At 36.8% G+C, this 15,181-nt stretch carries 17 protein-coding genes; 3 read left to right on the forward strand and 14 right to left on the reverse strand.

Going from position 1 to position 15,181, the window contains the following annotated elements:
* Nucleotides 1-125: 125 nt before the first annotated feature.
* The 7 genes from AC6F34_RS03260 to AC6F34_RS03290 all read right to left on the reverse strand — a co-directional run bounded on the left by AC6F34_RS03260 (nt 126) and on the right by AC6F34_RS03290 (nt 6,403).
* Nucleotides 126-446 carry a hypothetical protein gene (locus tag AC6F34_RS03260; protein ID WP_500768915.1) on the reverse strand — a complete coding sequence of 107 codons (321 nt, stop codon included), beginning with the start codon at nt 444-446 and terminating at the stop codon, nt 126-128.
* 514 nt (nt 447-960) lie between these two features.
* Nucleotides 961-1,728: an SDR family NAD(P)-dependent oxidoreductase gene (locus AC6F34_RS03265; protein WP_500768917.1), complete on the reverse strand. Its 768-nt coding sequence runs from the start codon at nt 1,726-1,728 to the stop codon at nt 961-963.
* 431 nt (nt 1,729-2,159) lie between these two features.
* A complete protein-coding gene (locus AC6F34_RS03270) occupies nt 2,160-3,044 on the reverse strand; it encodes a metal ABC transporter permease (protein ID WP_500768919.1) in 885 nt (294 codons plus the stop codon).
* Nucleotides 3,034-3,972 (reverse strand): metal ABC transporter permease, encoded by a 939-nt coding sequence (locus AC6F34_RS03275; RefSeq protein WP_500768921.1) that lies wholly within the window; start codon nt 3,970-3,972, stop codon nt 3,034-3,036. The genes AC6F34_RS03270 and AC6F34_RS03275 overlap by 11 nt, the downstream gene beginning before the upstream one ends.
* A 13-nt stretch (nt 3,973-3,985) precedes the next feature.
* Entirely contained in the window at nt 3,986-4,735 is a 750-nt protein-coding gene (locus tag AC6F34_RS03280) for a metal ABC transporter ATP-binding protein (protein WP_500768923.1), read from the reverse strand.
* An 11-nt stretch (nt 4,736-4,746) separates the two neighbouring features.
* Complete coding sequence (locus AC6F34_RS03285; RefSeq protein WP_500768925.1) at nt 4,747-5,673, reverse strand: metal ABC transporter solute-binding protein, Zn/Mn family; 927 nt, start codon at nt 5,671-5,673, stop codon at nt 4,747-4,749.
* A gap of 442 nt (nt 5,674-6,115) precedes the next feature.
* A complete protein-coding gene (locus tag AC6F34_RS03290; protein WP_500768927.1) occupies nt 6,116-6,403 on the reverse strand; it encodes a hypothetical protein in 288 nt (95 codons plus the stop codon).
* Between the two features lie 256 nt (nt 6,404-6,659).
* Here AC6F34_RS03290 and cspD point away from each other — a divergent pair, with 256 nt between their 5' ends.
* Nucleotides 6,660-6,860 carry a cold-shock protein CspD gene (gene cspD, locus AC6F34_RS03295; RefSeq protein WP_019155915.1) on the forward strand — a complete coding sequence of 67 codons (201 nt, stop codon included), beginning with the start codon at nt 6,660-6,662 and terminating at the stop codon, nt 6,858-6,860.
* A gap of 37 nt (nt 6,861-6,897) precedes the next feature.
* Here the strand turns inward: cspD and AC6F34_RS03300 are convergent, their stop codons facing one another.
* Both AC6F34_RS03300 and AC6F34_RS03305 read right to left on the reverse strand, forming a co-directional pair.
* Entirely contained in the window at nt 6,898-7,092 is a 195-nt protein-coding gene (locus AC6F34_RS03300) for a zinc-finger domain-containing protein (protein WP_500768929.1), read from the reverse strand.
* Between the two features lie 24 nt (nt 7,093-7,116).
* A complete protein-coding gene (locus tag AC6F34_RS03305; protein WP_500768931.1) occupies nt 7,117-7,773 on the reverse strand; it encodes a reverse transcriptase-like protein in 657 nt (218 codons plus the stop codon).
* A gap of 125 nt (nt 7,774-7,898) precedes the next feature.
* Here AC6F34_RS03305 and AC6F34_RS03310 point away from each other — a divergent pair, with 125 nt between their 5' ends.
* Together AC6F34_RS03310 and AC6F34_RS03315 are read left to right on the forward strand one after the other, a co-directional pair.
* Nucleotides 7,899-8,288 (forward strand): reverse transcriptase-like protein, encoded by a 390-nt coding sequence (locus AC6F34_RS03310; protein WP_500768933.1) that lies wholly within the window; start codon nt 7,899-7,901, stop codon nt 8,286-8,288.
* Nucleotides 8,289-8,296: 8 nt separating this feature from the next.
* Nucleotides 8,297-9,208, forward strand: coding sequence for a DMT family transporter (locus AC6F34_RS03315; protein ID WP_500768935.1), 912 nt, complete (start codon nt 8,297-8,299; stop codon nt 9,206-9,208).
* Between the two features lie 26 nt (nt 9,209-9,234).
* Here AC6F34_RS03315 and AC6F34_RS03320 read toward each other — a convergent pair whose 3' ends face one another.
* From AC6F34_RS03320 to mtnK, 5 genes are all read right to left on the reverse strand, one after another.
* Nucleotides 9,235-10,239: an ABC transporter permease gene (locus tag AC6F34_RS03320; protein ID WP_500768937.1), complete on the reverse strand. Its 1,005-nt coding sequence runs from the start codon at nt 10,237-10,239 to the stop codon at nt 9,235-9,237.
* Nucleotides 10,208-11,743, reverse strand: coding sequence for a sugar ABC transporter ATP-binding protein (locus tag AC6F34_RS03325; RefSeq protein ID WP_500768939.1), 1,536 nt, complete (start codon nt 11,741-11,743; stop codon nt 10,208-10,210). Before AC6F34_RS03325 ends, AC6F34_RS03320 begins: the two co-directional genes overlap by 32 nt.
* 103 nt (nt 11,744-11,846) lie before the next feature.
* The gene (locus AC6F34_RS03330; protein WP_500768941.1) at nt 11,847-12,929 is read right to left on the reverse strand and encodes a sugar ABC transporter substrate-binding protein; all 1,083 of its coding nucleotides are present in this window, start codon (nt 12,927-12,929) and stop codon (nt 11,847-11,849) included.
* Nucleotides 12,916-13,989: an S-methyl-5-thioribose-1-phosphate isomerase gene (gene mtnA, locus AC6F34_RS03335; RefSeq protein ID WP_500768943.1), complete on the reverse strand. Its 1,074-nt coding sequence runs from the start codon at nt 13,987-13,989 to the stop codon at nt 12,916-12,918. The genes AC6F34_RS03330 and mtnA overlap by 14 nt, the downstream gene beginning before the upstream one ends.
* A gap of 3 nt (nt 13,990-13,992) precedes the next feature.
* On the reverse strand, nt 13,993-15,177 hold the full coding sequence (gene mtnK / locus AC6F34_RS03340) for an S-methyl-5-thioribose kinase (protein ID WP_500768945.1): 1,185 nt from the start codon (nt 15,175-15,177) through the stop codon (nt 13,993-13,995).
* Nucleotides 15,178-15,181: the final 4 nt, after the last annotated feature.

A 15,181-nucleotide genomic window follows, 5' to 3' on the forward strand; every position in this document is an offset into this window, starting at 1 on the left:
CATTTTGACTAAAGGTAATTACTCAAAATGATGAGTTTAAACAGAGTAGATGGTCTTCTTTCCTAATATAAATTAGATTAAGATAAGATCTTTCTATGCATATCTTTGAAGTCTTTATGATTTATTTAAAGGATAGATAGAGATACACTAAGACAAAAACAAGATAAAAAATGGCTTTTTGAAAGAAGACCTATCCCAATTGTTCTGAAAAAAGGTCTTACAGGCATATTTCTTTTCTTTATCATTTTTATCATCCCTACTAATGCTCTAATTTCATCTTTTGATTGCAGTTCTAATATATACTCATTCAAATCATTACTAGTAACAGTTCTCATACCATAAATAGTAGGAATCTTAAAGTTTTTCTCTTTCGTTAAATTGTATGTAAGATAGTTTTTATCCAGCTCGTATAGTGATAGCCCATTCTCATTCTTCTTGTTGTCCATCTTTAACCACAACCAATACTAAATTTTTTTTACTCAAAACAATTAGTTTTCATTATAATTATTGTAATCGCATTCAGAAAAGTTATTTAATTCGACAAATTGCGACAACTAGTGGGATAAATAGACAAAAACAACTAACCCTTTCTTAACGTTATTTATGAAGCAACTAGAAAAATCCAGCTTTTTAAATGAATCTTCTACAGCTTTCAATTAGTTGTATAAACATGCATCTCTCCCAGTTTACGAAACGCAACTCCCCCGATTTTGAAATTGAATTATGAAATCAGCCCAAACAAAAAAGAAGTAGAAAATCTACTCCTTCTGTTGACTAACGTTCGCATACATTGTTGTTTGGTATCCAAGTACCCTCATGAAACTTGTGCTCTTTTGGGTCTTTACTCGACCGGGTTTCTCTTGTTAATAAAAAGTTTAACAAAACAAATGTAGACAAAGTCAGGAATCGACTTTGTCTACATTTTCAAAGGAGTAGAAGATCTACTCCTATTTAGATTTATTAAACGTTAAATAATCCGCCATCGATCGTATATGCAGATGAACTAACGTAAGATGATTCATCAGATAGTAAGAATGCAATAACATTTGCTACTTCTTCTGGTTCTCCATAACGTTTCATTGGTACGGCATCATTATAAGCATGTTTTGCAGCTTCTGCATCCGCGGAAACATTAGCTTCAATATTACGCATCATTTGAGTATTAATAACACCAGGATTAACAGTATTCACACGAACATTAAAAGCTGCTGCTTCTAAAGCTGCTACTTTGTTTAGTCCCATTACTGCATGTTTCGATGAATTATACAAACCCATACTAGGTGAACCAATTAGCCCAGCTACAGATGATGTATTAACAATAGAGCCAACTTTTTGTTGCTTCATAACTGGCAATACGTGTTTAAGGCCGAATAACACACCTTTAACATTAATGCCATAAACAAAATCAAATTCTTTTTCTGATATTTCCTCAATTAGTTTAGCCGGTCCTTCAACCCCTGCATTATTTACAAAACCATCAATTCGACCAAATTTAGCCATTGTTTGGTCTACGTAATTTTTAACATTTTCTTCACTCGATACATCAGCTTGTACAACTAAACTGTTTTCTTGAGTTAATTGAAGCTCCGATTGTACAGACTCAATTGCTTCTTTATTTAAATCGACTAGTACTACCTTTGCCCCACCATTCGCAACTTTTTTTACTACTTCTTTCCCGATACCCCCAGCTGCTCCTGTAACGATGATTACTTTATCTTGAAAGTTCATTTTCAAATCCCCTTTGATGTGTAGTTAAGATAATTATCTCGAAATAATTTATCTCGAAATAATAATAACATATCTCCTTTTAATATTCGACTAATAATGCTCATAGTTTTTTTACAGTCTTCTAATAACGGTATTTCTTGTTTGCATTGTTTAATCTCCCCTTCTTTGACATTTTTATAAATATATTTTTAAACTCCAATAATTTACTTGAATCATTCATTTTCCATTCAATATGTTTTTGCGGAGTACTAAAAGACTTATCACAATTATTTCTTGTTACATTTTTATGCCTCGAGATATGTATTCCTTATTCATTTAGTAATATGTAAATTCTACATACTATTTCATTTTTTACTCTTTATAATTCCTAGAATAAATAAAAGGAAGGACTATATAGAACACAAATTCATATGAAAGAAAGCATGAAGAATTTACTTCTCCATGCTTTCGATATATTCTCGATATTTTCTTTTCCAGATGATCCCTTTTGATGGAGAGAAGAAAAGCGCGAGGATGAATAAGATTCCTCCACTCGTTGCCATGCTTCCAGATATTGAAACGTTAAATAGGCTTGCTAGGTAATAGCCTATAAATGCTGAGGCCACACCTACTAGTGCACTAATGATTAACATTTTACTTAATCGATTAGTTAATAAATAGGCTGTTGCACCAGGTACGATTAGCATGGCAACAACTAATATTGCTCCTACACTATCAAACGAAGCAACAGTTGTGACTGACACCATCCCCATTAATAAGTAATGGATAAACATGACCGGCAACCCAATTGCAGCCGCCATTTGTGGGTCAAACGATGTAATCTTTAGCTCCTTATAGAAAAGGAAAATAAAGATGATATTTAAAAGTAATACAAACGCCAACATGAGAAAGGCTTTGGGCATAGGTGGTAAAAATCCAATTTGAACAAGATCAAATGGTGTGAAGGCAATCTCGCCCATTAAAACATGGTCAACATCTAAATGGACGGAGTTTGCGAATAATGAAATAAGCAAAACTGCCACCGCAAATAGAAAGGTGAAGACTACTCCAATTGATGCATCCGCTTGAACTCCATACCGGTTTAACGTTTGGACAAAGAACGCTGTTGCAAGACCTGTGATGGCAGCTCCGATAAACATGTAAACGCCGTTCATCGTTTGACTTATAAGAAACGCCATGACAATTCCGAGCAAGACCGTATGACTTATTGCATCTGCTAGCATAGATAGCTTTCTTACAATCAAGTAACAGCCGATCATCCCACATGTAATTCCCGTCAGAGATCCAATTACTAAGATCCAGACCTCATAGCTCATCTTGATTTCCCCCTGTTCCCCTCTTTAATGCAAGATCTGCCCGAATACGTTTATCGACAATTGCTTTTCGCAAAATACTTGAGATAAATCCTTTTTCAGGGGCAAATAGAAAAGAGAAAAAGAAAATCACGGTTGCAGTTATAACAATTAATGGTCCAGTAGATAAACCCGGCTTTAACGTACTTAACAGCGTCCCAACCATTCCAGAGACTCCGCCAAAAATTGCCGAAAGAGTCATCATCACTTTGAATGAATTCGTCCAATATTTTGCAGCGATCGGAGGCGTAATTAATAAAGCAGCCATTAAAATGACACCCACTGCTTGGATACCGATTACAATGACAACAACCAATAATGTAATAAACAGAAAGTGAAGTTTACCAGTAGGCAAGCCAATGCTTTTCGCAAAATCCTCATCAAATGTCAGTACTTTAAACTCTTTAAAAAACAAAATCGAGATGATGATGACGACAATTGATGTAAAAGCCATTAGTTTCACATCTCCTGATATCATAGAAGCTGCTTTTCCGAAAATAAAATCATTCAGACCACTTTTATTGCCTCCAGAAGTCTGAGCAACCTTAGTTAACAAAACAATTCCGAATCCAAAGAAGACTGATAACACAAGAGCGATTGCAGTGTCTTCTTTTATCACCGATTTTGCAATAATAAACTGGATGCTGTAGGCTGCCAGTAAACCTGTGATTGTTGCACCAATTAATAAGAAGATCAATGTCTTTTCGCCAATGATTAAAAAAGCAATACATATTCCTGGAAGTGCTGCATGGGCAACTGCATCCCCTACTAAGCTCTGCTTACGTAGCAAAGCAATACTACCTACAACTCCACTTGCAATTCCAAGAAATAACGTTCCAAATAAAACCCATTGCACATTTGATTGACTAATAGTCGATAGAAACCATTCCATCGCTTCTTCCACCTCAATTTTGTGACAACAGCATGTGCTGCTGATCTAAAAACGCTACTTTTCCACCATATGTTCTTTGTAAATTTTCAATCGTAAATACATCCCTAGTAGGTCCTGATGCAACTAGTTCTATATTTAACATCAACAAATAATCAAAATATTCCTTTACGGTTTGTAAATCATGGTGGACGACTAATACCGTTTTTCCCTGCGCCTTTAATTCATTTAATATTCCAATAATCGCCTTTTCCGTCGTTGCGTCTACCCCAACAAATGGTTCATCCATGAAATAAACCTTGGCATCCTGAGCAAGCGCCCTTGCCAAGAAGACCCGCTGCTGCTGGCCCCCTGATAATTGGCTGATTTGTCGATCAGCAAACTCCTCCATGCCGACTTTGCTTAAACATTCCATTGCAAATTCACGATCCTTTTTAGTTGACCACTTAAACCAACCAATGTGACCATATCTCCCCATTAGCACCACATCAAATACAGTTGTAGGGAAATCCCAGTCAACAGAACCACGTTGAGGGACATATCCTACAAGCCGATTTTTCGTTGAATACGGCTGATCGTAAATACGAATTTCACCTTCGGTTTTAGAAACAAGCTGCAAAACCGCCTTCATTAATGTGGATTTTCCGGCTCCATTCGGTCCAATCAATCCTATTAATTGGCCTTCAGGTATCGCAAATGAAACGTTTTTCAATACTGGTTTTTCATGATATGCGACTGTTAATTCATGAACTTCTAAAGGATTCATTCTTACTCCTCCTACTTCAGCGCCTCTACTATAATTTCGATGTTCTTTTTAAACATACCAATATACGTTCCTTCAGGTGTACCTGCCTCGCCCATTGCGTCTGAGTAGAGCTCTCCACCAATTTCTACTTCTTGACCTCTCGACTTCGCCCCTTCAATTACTGGAACGATTGTAGTATCTGATATGCTAGATTCTATAAAGACTGCTTTAATCTCTCTATTAACAATTAAGTCAACTAGTTGATTAATATCTGCTAAACCGAATTCTGAATCAGTGCTTAACCCTTGTAATCCAACAACTTCCATTCCGTAAGCATTTCCAAAGTAACCGAATGCGTCATGTGCAGTCACTAAAACACGCTGCTCTTCAGGAATTGTGCCAATTTGATCAATTACAGATGAGTGAAGCTCATCAAGTTCTGCAAAATAATTCTTCTTGTTATCTTCGTAAAAGTCAGCGTGCTCTGGGTCTAATTCTTTCAAACCATTTGCAACAACCTCTAATGCTTCTTTCCAAATTTGAATATCAAACCATACATGTGGATCTAAACTAGCCCCATCTTCCTCATCAATCAATAACTTTTCTTCTGAAAGTTTATCAGCAACTGCAAAAGTAGGTTTTGTTTCATTCATTTTTTCTAAAATCTCATTCATTTTCCCTTCAAGCTGTAAACCGTTGTAAAAAATGATGTCTGCATCGTTTAATTTTGCAATATCACCATGTGTTGCACTATACATGTGTGGGTCTGTCCCTGGTCCCATCAAGCTTTCCACTACAACCTTATCTCCACCTATATTCCTAACGCCGTCTGCTATTTGTTCGATTGTTGTTGTTACTTTCCATTTCCCTTCCAGTTCTTCTGTGGTATTAGCAGAATTTGAGCATGCTACTAAAAACAATATGACTGCTGATACCAAAATAATAAGACTTTTCTTCATTTCATTTTTCCTCCTCTATGTGTAAATGAGTATATGCACATGTTTTACCCTAGGTGCACTCTTTTAGTTATATTCATACTTTTTAGTTTTAGTTATAAAAGTTTCCCTTAGGCAACATTTTAAACTTTACTCACAAAAAGTCAATAATTTATCACAAAAAATACAAGCTTTTTATAAATTTTTTTTAAATACAAAAAGAACTGCAGGCTTCAAAATGAGCTTACAGTTCAGAGTGTTGACAAACGCATGCATATCTCGTTGTTTAGCATTAAAGTTCCCTCAAGAACCGAATGTTCTATTCGGGTCTTCACTCTACTTCACGCCAAGTTAGACAAACGTTTTTAAGATAGTTTGAGTGGTTTCTCTTATTATTAATAATTCCTCTTATAAAACATGTAGACAAAGTCGGAAATCGACTTCGTCTACAATCTCGCCTAATGTTTTACGCTAAATAACGCTTTATATTTCCATCCTTCACTTCATACCAGTTTTCCTCGTTTATAATGGATGCAATTGTTAAAATAAGTGATGGAATCTTTTCTATTACTACAACTACACCTCCAATTCCTTGTAAATGAATAAAAAAGCAATCACCGTTGTTAAACTCGTGCAACTGTTGCCCCATCTTTATAATTGATTCAGCAATTTCTGTTCGAATCTCTTCTCCTATGATTAGCTTTTTTGAAAAACGGATGATCCATTCGAATTCATCATGTGCATAACGAATCATACAGTCACCATTCCTTGTCATCACTCAATTTTATAATCATTATAATTTATTTTCTAAATATTTTAAATATTTTACTGTTTTATAAAAAAATCTGCATCTTTTCTTGACTGATTCTGTGCATTCGTGTATATTATAATCATCATTTAACAGAATATATTTCCGATTATCCCATAAAAATGAGAAATAAATGATGTTGGATGAGAATATTTATCTGGGACACGATTGTGTCTTCTAAGGTTTAGGAGGAAAAGTTAACATGCAAAACGGTAAAGTAAAATGGTTTAACAATGAAAAAGGTTTCGGTTTCATCGAAGTTGAAGGTGGAGACGATGTATTCGTACACTTCACAGCAATTCAAGGTGACGGATTCAAATCTTTAGAAGAAGGACAAGAAGTTTCTTTCGAAATCGTAGAAGGAAATCGTGGACCACAAGCATCTAACGTTGTAAAATTATAATTTCTTAAATTAGTAAGGCTGGCTTCTGCCAGCCTTTTTAAGTGCCCTTCGTTAATTGATTTCCAATTCTTTTGATCTTTTCGCCAACTGTACATTGTGAAATACAAAAGCGATGTGCAGCCCTTCTGCTGCTTTCTTGCTTATGATGCTGAAATAAGAAACAGCCTTCACAGAAGTCATCAGCTAGTTTCTCGATTTCTTTTAAAAGCTGTTTTCTTTTCAAGTATGTCACCCCTAGTTCTTAACCTGTTTCATCTTAAAGAATTTGCACCCGACTTTCAATTTGTTTGCCTTCCAATGCCTGTGTAGCCAATTTATGAGCCTCTTTGTTTTCATTTCTTGCGATTGGTGTAAAAGTGGCATGCAATTTCAATGTCTTTATTTTCCCCTCAATTCGATCAAGCCATTTAATCAAATTTTCATCATAACATGGCCATTCTCCTTTTAACTGCATTAACACACCTTGAGCATCGCCGAGAATTTCACATGATACTCTAGATACTTCCAGCTCTTCTAATAAAGTTAATGAGAAGTATAGTGCTGCATACTCCGCTTCATTGTTATTTTCTAGTTCATCTACAACTTCATTGACACGCATTCGATACTTTTTCTTTGCTTGTTTGTAGTAGATAACCGCTCCAAGTCCTGCGTCTCGGTTCGTTCTGTGAAAGCCCCCATCAAAATAGATTTGAAGGTCATGAGGCTCTTCTTCCACTTCCTCCAATAATTTCTTCATTTCCTTCGTTGTCCATGAAGTAGATTGTTCATCAATAAGTAGTAGATTCTTGCTTCTATTAGAAGATTCAAGCTCGATTGCAGCTTGTAATGCAGAGTCAGCATCCAGTAAATCAGATGTAAATGATATTGTTGTTCCACTTTTGCTTTTATAATCCCATTGAATTTTATATTTCATACAGTTGCCCTCTCCTTTCATAGCGTATTTCCTAAGGTTGAAATGAGAAATCCGGTCATTGCCTTTTTATGATACACTATCTTCTAGGCGCATAAACATATTCATTTTTAGGAGTTGATGACCAGTTGATCGAGGTATATATTGATGGTGCAAGTGCAGGGAACCCTGGACCAAGTGGCGCAGGAATTTTCATCATCGCTAATGGAGAAGTTGAAAGACATTCGATTCCTCTAGGTGTGATGGAAAATCATGAAGCTGAATTTCGATCTTTCCTATTAGCGCTAAAAATTTGCTTAAATCATGATTATAAAATGGTTTCATTTCGAACAGATTCACAAGCTGTTAATCGAGCGTTTGAAAAAGAGTTTGTCAAAAACAAAAAATATGCCCCTCTTTTAGAAGAGGCGCTTCAATTAACGAAGCAATTTGATTTATTTTTTATGAAATGGATTCCAAGTTCACAAAATAAATCGGCTGATTTGTTAGCAAGATCCGCCATTTCGCAAAATGATTAGGGGGAACAATGTTGAAATCCACATTAACATCCAATATCGCATTGCTACTTGTCGCCTTTGTTTGGGGGTCGACATTTGTGGTCGTCCAAAATGCGATTTCTTTTTTAGAGCCACACTCCTTTAATGCAATTCGCTTTTTTTTGGCTGCTCTCATTTTATTTATTTGGTTGCTTCTGTTTCAAAGAAAACAACTTGTTATTCTTAATAGACAAATTCTTGTTTCAGGGTGTTTTATTGGATTTTGGCTTTTAATTGGCTATGCTTTTCAAACATTAGGCCTGATGCATACAAGCACATCTAAAGCAGGCTTTATTACTGGACTTAGTGTTGTGTTAGTGCCTTTATTCAGTTTGTTGCTATTAAAATCTTTGCCGACTAAATTCGCAATAATGGGTACAGCGCTCGCTGCTTTTGGGTTGTTTTTATTAACAATGACAAACTCAACTCCATTAAATATCGGTGACTTTTACGTATTTATTTGTGCAATTGGCTTCGCATTACATATTATTTTCACTGGAATTTTTAGCAGAAAGCATCCGGTACTTCTATTAACAATTATTCAAATTAGTTTTGTCTCATTCGCATCATTTATAATGGCCCTCTTCACAGAGAATTGGCAGTCAAGTCTGAAAGCATCCGTACTTCTGCAACCTGAAGTATTCACAGCACTGCTAATAACAGCCATTTTTGCAACCGCCTTTGCTTTTTTAGTACAAACCTATTTTCAACAATATACTACCCCAACACGAGTAGCATTAATCTTTGCAACAGAACCTGTTTTTGCTGCATTAACTGGCTACTTTTTTGCTGATGATCGACTAACCTATTCAGCAATCTTTGGCTGTTTTCTCATTTTTCTAGGAATGATTCTTTCAGAACTACCGAAGAAAAAGCACCTACCATTGTTAGATCGCCTCTAACAATGGCGGTGCCATTCAATTTTTTTCTACGTACTAGATGCCTTAGAAGTCCATTTATTTTTTGCATGCAAGTAGGTAACAGCTAGTGCAAGCACTAAAATCGTGCCTTTTACTATATCAAAAGCATAGTATGGGAGGTTAGCAATTGTTAACCCGTTCAATAAAATGCCGATTAATACCGCCCCAAAAAATGTTCCAATTGCATTTGGCTTGCCAGCACCAAGTACTGCGTAGCCTACGAATGCTGCTGCTACCGCCTCCATTAATAATGGTGCGCCAGCATCGATTTGACCAGATCCTACCCTTGCTGTAAATAATATCCCTGCAATGGCAGCAAAAATACTAGAAATTATATAAGCACTGCATTTTACTCGATTGACTCTCACTCCAGACAAAGTCGCAGCCTCTTCATTTCCTCCAGTCATATAAAGTATTCTTCCATATCTCATATGATTAAGAACGACATAACTAATGAAAATAAGAATCATCATCATCCAAACAGGAACTGGCAATCCTAGTAAATGCCCTTGTCCAAGCCAAAGAAATTCATCAGATATTTTCCCGATTGCGGTCCCACCAGAGGTTAGGGGCATATGATTATAGATTGAGTATCCTTCAGTATAAGTTCGATGTAAGCCTGCAACAATGTACATTGTACTTAATGTTGCCAATAAATCTGGAATTCCTAGTGTGATAATGAGGAAGCTATTGAATAGACCGACAAGAACCCCAATGATTATCGGAACGAGTAATACAAGCCATAGTGGAAGATCATACCATACCATTAACGATGCAGTGACAACAGTTGATAAAGACATTGTTGAGCCGACTGATAAATCAAATCCATTTACTACCAGTGTAAATGTAACACCAAGTGCAAGCACGGTTACAATCGATATCGATCGCAAAATATCACTCATGTTTCCATAAGAGAAAAACGCTGAGCTAACTGTACTAAAATAGAGAATGATACTAATTAACAATACAATTGCACCATATTTATATAAAAATGGAATTGCCTTTGCCTTCATCTACTTTCTCCTTTCCCCCACTTGCATATAGGAGGATTCTTTCATGTGATGCTTCCTTTCGATCAAATGATTGAACGATCTCGCCTTCATACAAAACATATATATGATCACAAATTAACAACAGCTCTTGTACATCACTAGAAAAGTACACAAGCCCTTTGCCTTCATCTGCTAAAGAAACCATCAAATCAAATATTTCTTTACGTGCTCCGATATCGACACCCTTCATTGGTTCATCGAATAAATAGATACTTGCATCTATTGACATCCATTTTCCAATCGCGACCTTTTGCTGGTTGCCGCCACTTAATTGATTCAATTCAGTGTTTGCAGACTTTGCTTTAATATGAAGTTTTTTCATCATCTTATTGGAAAAGGTCCATTCTTTTTTCTTGTTGATAAACATTCTTGTTGCAAATTCTTTTAAGTTTGGAAAAGTTAAATTGCTGCGGATCGGATCATGTATAAACAGCCCCTCTTTTCTCCGCTCTTCAGGAACAAGAACGATTCCTTTTTGAATCGCATCGTGTGGGTGAATGACTTTTATACTTTGATTATGTAAATAAAGCTCTCCCCTTATCTTCTCTCTTGCACCAATTATCGCCTTCGCTAATTCCGTTTTCCCAGCTCCAACTACGCCTGCTACACCGACAATTTGTCCAGCGTGTACATCAAATGAAATGTCCTTTAAACTCTCAGCATCTGAAAAGTGATCAATTGATAAAATTTTTTGACCACTCGTTTGACTGTCCCTAGCAGTTAAACCGGCCAATGATTCGCCAAGCATATAACGAATTAAATCAATTTGTTCTGTTTTCTGTACTTCACCAGTGTAAACATTTCTTCCATCCCTCATGACGGTAACTCTGTCGCATATTTCTTCAATTTCTGCTAAGCGATGCGAAATGTAGATTGATGATACCCCTTCTTCCTTCAAACTCTTCATAATTGCAAATAAACGCTCTGTCTCATTCGATGATAGCGGTGCTGTTGGTTCATCAAAAATAATGACTTTTGCAAAATGAACAAGCGCTCTTGCAATGAGAACAAGCTGCTTCTCGGCGAGGGTCAAAGTTGAAGCTTGCTGTGTAACATCGATCGACGTTGCACCAATCTTATGTAGAGCTTCCTTTGCTCTACTTTGTAATAATTTCTTAGAGTAAAACAGTTTATTGCTGGATGCAAATGAATCTAATAGAATGTTTTCAGCTACCGTTAAATCCTTTACAATGGCCGTATCCACCTCCTGATAGACACAAAAAACGCCATTTTCCTTTGCTTCTTTAGGATGTGCTAACATCATCGGCTTTCCTTCAAGAAACCATTTTCCATCATCTTGAGAAAAAACACCTGCAATTATTTTAATTAACGTGCTTTTTCCAGCACCGTTCGCCCCTAATAGAGCATGAATTTCACCTTGTTTAAGCTGAAAGCTCACTTCATTTAAAGCCTTTGTTGCTCCGAAGCTTTTATGAATACGCTCTACTTCTAGTAGGTCACTCAATTCGTCACCGCTCCTTTCTGCTGTTGTGAGTACACATGATAATCTATCCTTTTAAAAAAGACGCAGAAAGTTAAGGGAAGCCCCTTCTGCGCCTACTTAGAAACTATTTACCTTCTAATTCCTTAAGTGTTTCTGTGTAGCCTTGATCGCTTGCTCCCCAGTCGTCAATGTATTCGGCTAGTTGATCTGTAGTAATTTGTTGTTCTGGTAGTTGATCTTTTTCTACAAAAACAGGCTGAAGCTCAATTTCATTCGGAGGGGTTTCTCCATTTAATTTTTGATAAAGATAACGAACTTGAATTCTCCCAATATCCTTTGGGTCAACTGCAGCCGTTGCGACCCATGGACTATTCTCCTTTTGAATGATTTGCAAATCTTCATCACTTATATCAATGCCATATACCTTAATATCCGTTCTTCCTGCTTGTTCAATTGCTCTTACAGCACCTTTTGCGAACTCATCCCATGCTGCCCATACAGCGGTGATTTCACCTTCATTTGGATATTGCTTTAATAAAGCTTCCATTTGAGCTTGAGTGTCTAAGGCAGTATTGTCAGTCGCAGCACCAAATGTAGCAATTTCTTTGATAGTAGGGTTTTGGTCAATAAATTGTGAATAGGCGACTTGTCGTCTCTCCATAGGGGCAAAACCAGCGACCCAAATTTTAACGATATTCGCTTCTCCATTAGCGTCCTCAGCTAATTTGTTCAAAGTGAGTTCGGCCATTTCTGCATCACCTTGATGCAGGACTGGAACTCCTTCCACTTCAATATCAGCATCAAAAACGACGACTGGAATGTTTGCAGCCAACGCTTTTTCTACACCTTGTGTTAAAGCTTCCTTCGTCCCATGATCAATTAAGATTCCATCAAATCTTTGATTGATCGCAGCATCCAAATTTGAAGCCATTTTAGCTAGGTCTCCTTCTGAAGGAAACACTTGAACCGTTCCACCGAAGCGCTCAACTTGATTTTTAACTCCTTCGATGTATTGCGCTGAAAATGTGCCTAAATTAATTTGCATAATGAGAGCAATTTTTTTATTTGCGAGTGGATGATCTGTTTGTGCGTCTGCCTTATCTCCACTGTTGCTTGCTTCTAAACTAGATTGTCCTTTCGGCTGACAGCCTGATAGCATCAGCAAAGTCGCTAACAAAATGAGTACTATACTTTTATACGGTTTCATTGACTTTTTCTTCCCCCTTAATAAAACGGATGAACGTTTTCAAACTTTGAACATTCTTTGGGTGAACAATGCCCTTCTCTGTTATAATCGCTGTTACGAGTGAACTTGGTGTGACATCAAATGCTGGATTAAACACCTTTGTACCTACCGGAGCAATTTGATGTCCGTTTAAAGACGTTACTTCTATTTGACTTCTTTCTTCGATTGGGATGCTATCACCACTTGCCAACGTTAAATCAAAAGTCGATGAAGGCGCCGCCACATAAAAAGGAATGTGAAATGTTTGTGCGAGAATCGCCAAATTTAATGTCCCAATTTTATTAGCTACATCACCATTTGTTGTGATTCGATCAGCTCCAACGATGATTGCGTCAATACTCTTTTCCTTAATGGTATGTGCTGCCATGCTATCTGTAATTAACGTAACCTCCACGCCAGATTGTTGAAGTTCCCAAACAGTCAATCTCGCCCCTTGCATAACCGGTCTTGTTTCACAAGCGAATACATGAAATTGCTGTCCTTGTTCAACACTTAAGTGGAACGGAGCTAATGCTGTACCATATTTTGCTGTTGCGATTGAACCTGCATTACAGATCGTCATAATGTTTTTCTTTCCTTGCAATAACTGCAGTCCGAAAGACCCTATTTTTTTACAAGCCTCTTCATCTTCTTTATGTATTTTTCTCGCTTCGTCTATTAGACGATTCAAAGCAACAGAAGCTGTTACTTCTTCTTTTATTACTGTAATCATGCGATCCAATGCCCACTTCAAATTAATAGCAGTTGGTCTTGATTGAAGCAAATACGAGTAATGTTCATTCATTTTTTGTTTGAATAACTCGGGTGATAGATTCCTAGCTTGCTTTGCACCTAATACGAGACCATAGGCACCTGCAATGCCAATTGCTGGAGCACCTCTCACCTTCATTGAAACGATTGCCTCATATACTTCATCAATGCTCGTTAGTTCTTGATAAACAACTTCATGTGGCAATTTAGTTTGGTCTAAGACGATGAGCTTTTGATTTTTCCAAATAAGTGAAACTGGTATAGTATTCATTCCTTATTGCCCCTCAATTAGTTTCACCCAGTCTTGAATTGTATGGATCTTTCCACGATTCATAATGAGTGTAGTTCCAAGCTGTAATGCATTTCTTTTTACTAATAATCGTTCTGCTTCATCTTCGATCCCGTCCAGATCTTTTACATGCGACAATCCAATTGTTCTGCGAATGAGCTCACAACCGGCAAATCCTGCTGCATCCTCTAGAATCTTACCTAGAAAATGCTTTTTGAACTCGTTTATTTGTGTAAATCGCTCAACTGAGTTATTTTCCCAATATTGCGAAAACAGATAATAAAATGTTTCCCAAGTTTTTTCAATATCACGTAAAACGAGATCCTTCTCAACCCCTTCTCTCACAAGTGCTTGAAAAGTTAAGTTTGCAATAAACTGCCCAACATCAAAGCCGATTGGCCCATAAAAGGCGAATTCTGGATCAATCACCTTCGTTTCGTTTTTACTCACAAAAATACTACCTGTATGTAAATCCCCATGAAGCAATGCTTCTGATTCTGTAAGAAAAGATTTTTTTAATTTTGCCACCTCGCCTAAGAGCTGCTCGTTTTTCCAAATCTTCTCCACTTCTGTTGATAAAGCTGCTTCAAAATCATTCGTATCCACATCAAAGAATGGATCTGTGAACACAAGATCCTCGGTAATCTTGCAAAGCTCAGGATTTAGGAATGAGGCAACAAGCTCCTTTTTTTCAAAAGGATGAAGTGCTAAATCTGATGTAAAAAACAAAGTTTTTGCCATATATGTTCCAATATCAACTGCTAAATCTGGATAATGCTCCCCCTCAATTAAACCCGTTCGGGCGATTTTTAAATGTGACAAGTCCTCCATGACTGTGAGAGCAAAGTTTTCATCTGTAAATAAAACCTTTGGGACAAGGCTTGGCACAAACTCACCATGTTTTTTAAGTACATTTGCTTCAATCGTTGCTCTTTTGATCGTTAATGGCCAACTTTCTCCAACAACCTTTGCATATGGCAATGCCTGTTTTAAAATAACGCTTTTTCCTTTTGTGTGGTTAACAATACGAAATACATAGTTTAAATTGCCATCACCAATTTCATGACAAGTGAGAGAATCTTCTTGAGCAAAAAAACCTTTCTCTTTGGCGAATTGAATCGCTGTATCCTCTGTGAAGTTAACAAAAACCTCTTTTTCTAATAACGACATTGCA

The organism is Niallia sp. CD-39 (assembly GCF_059874745.1).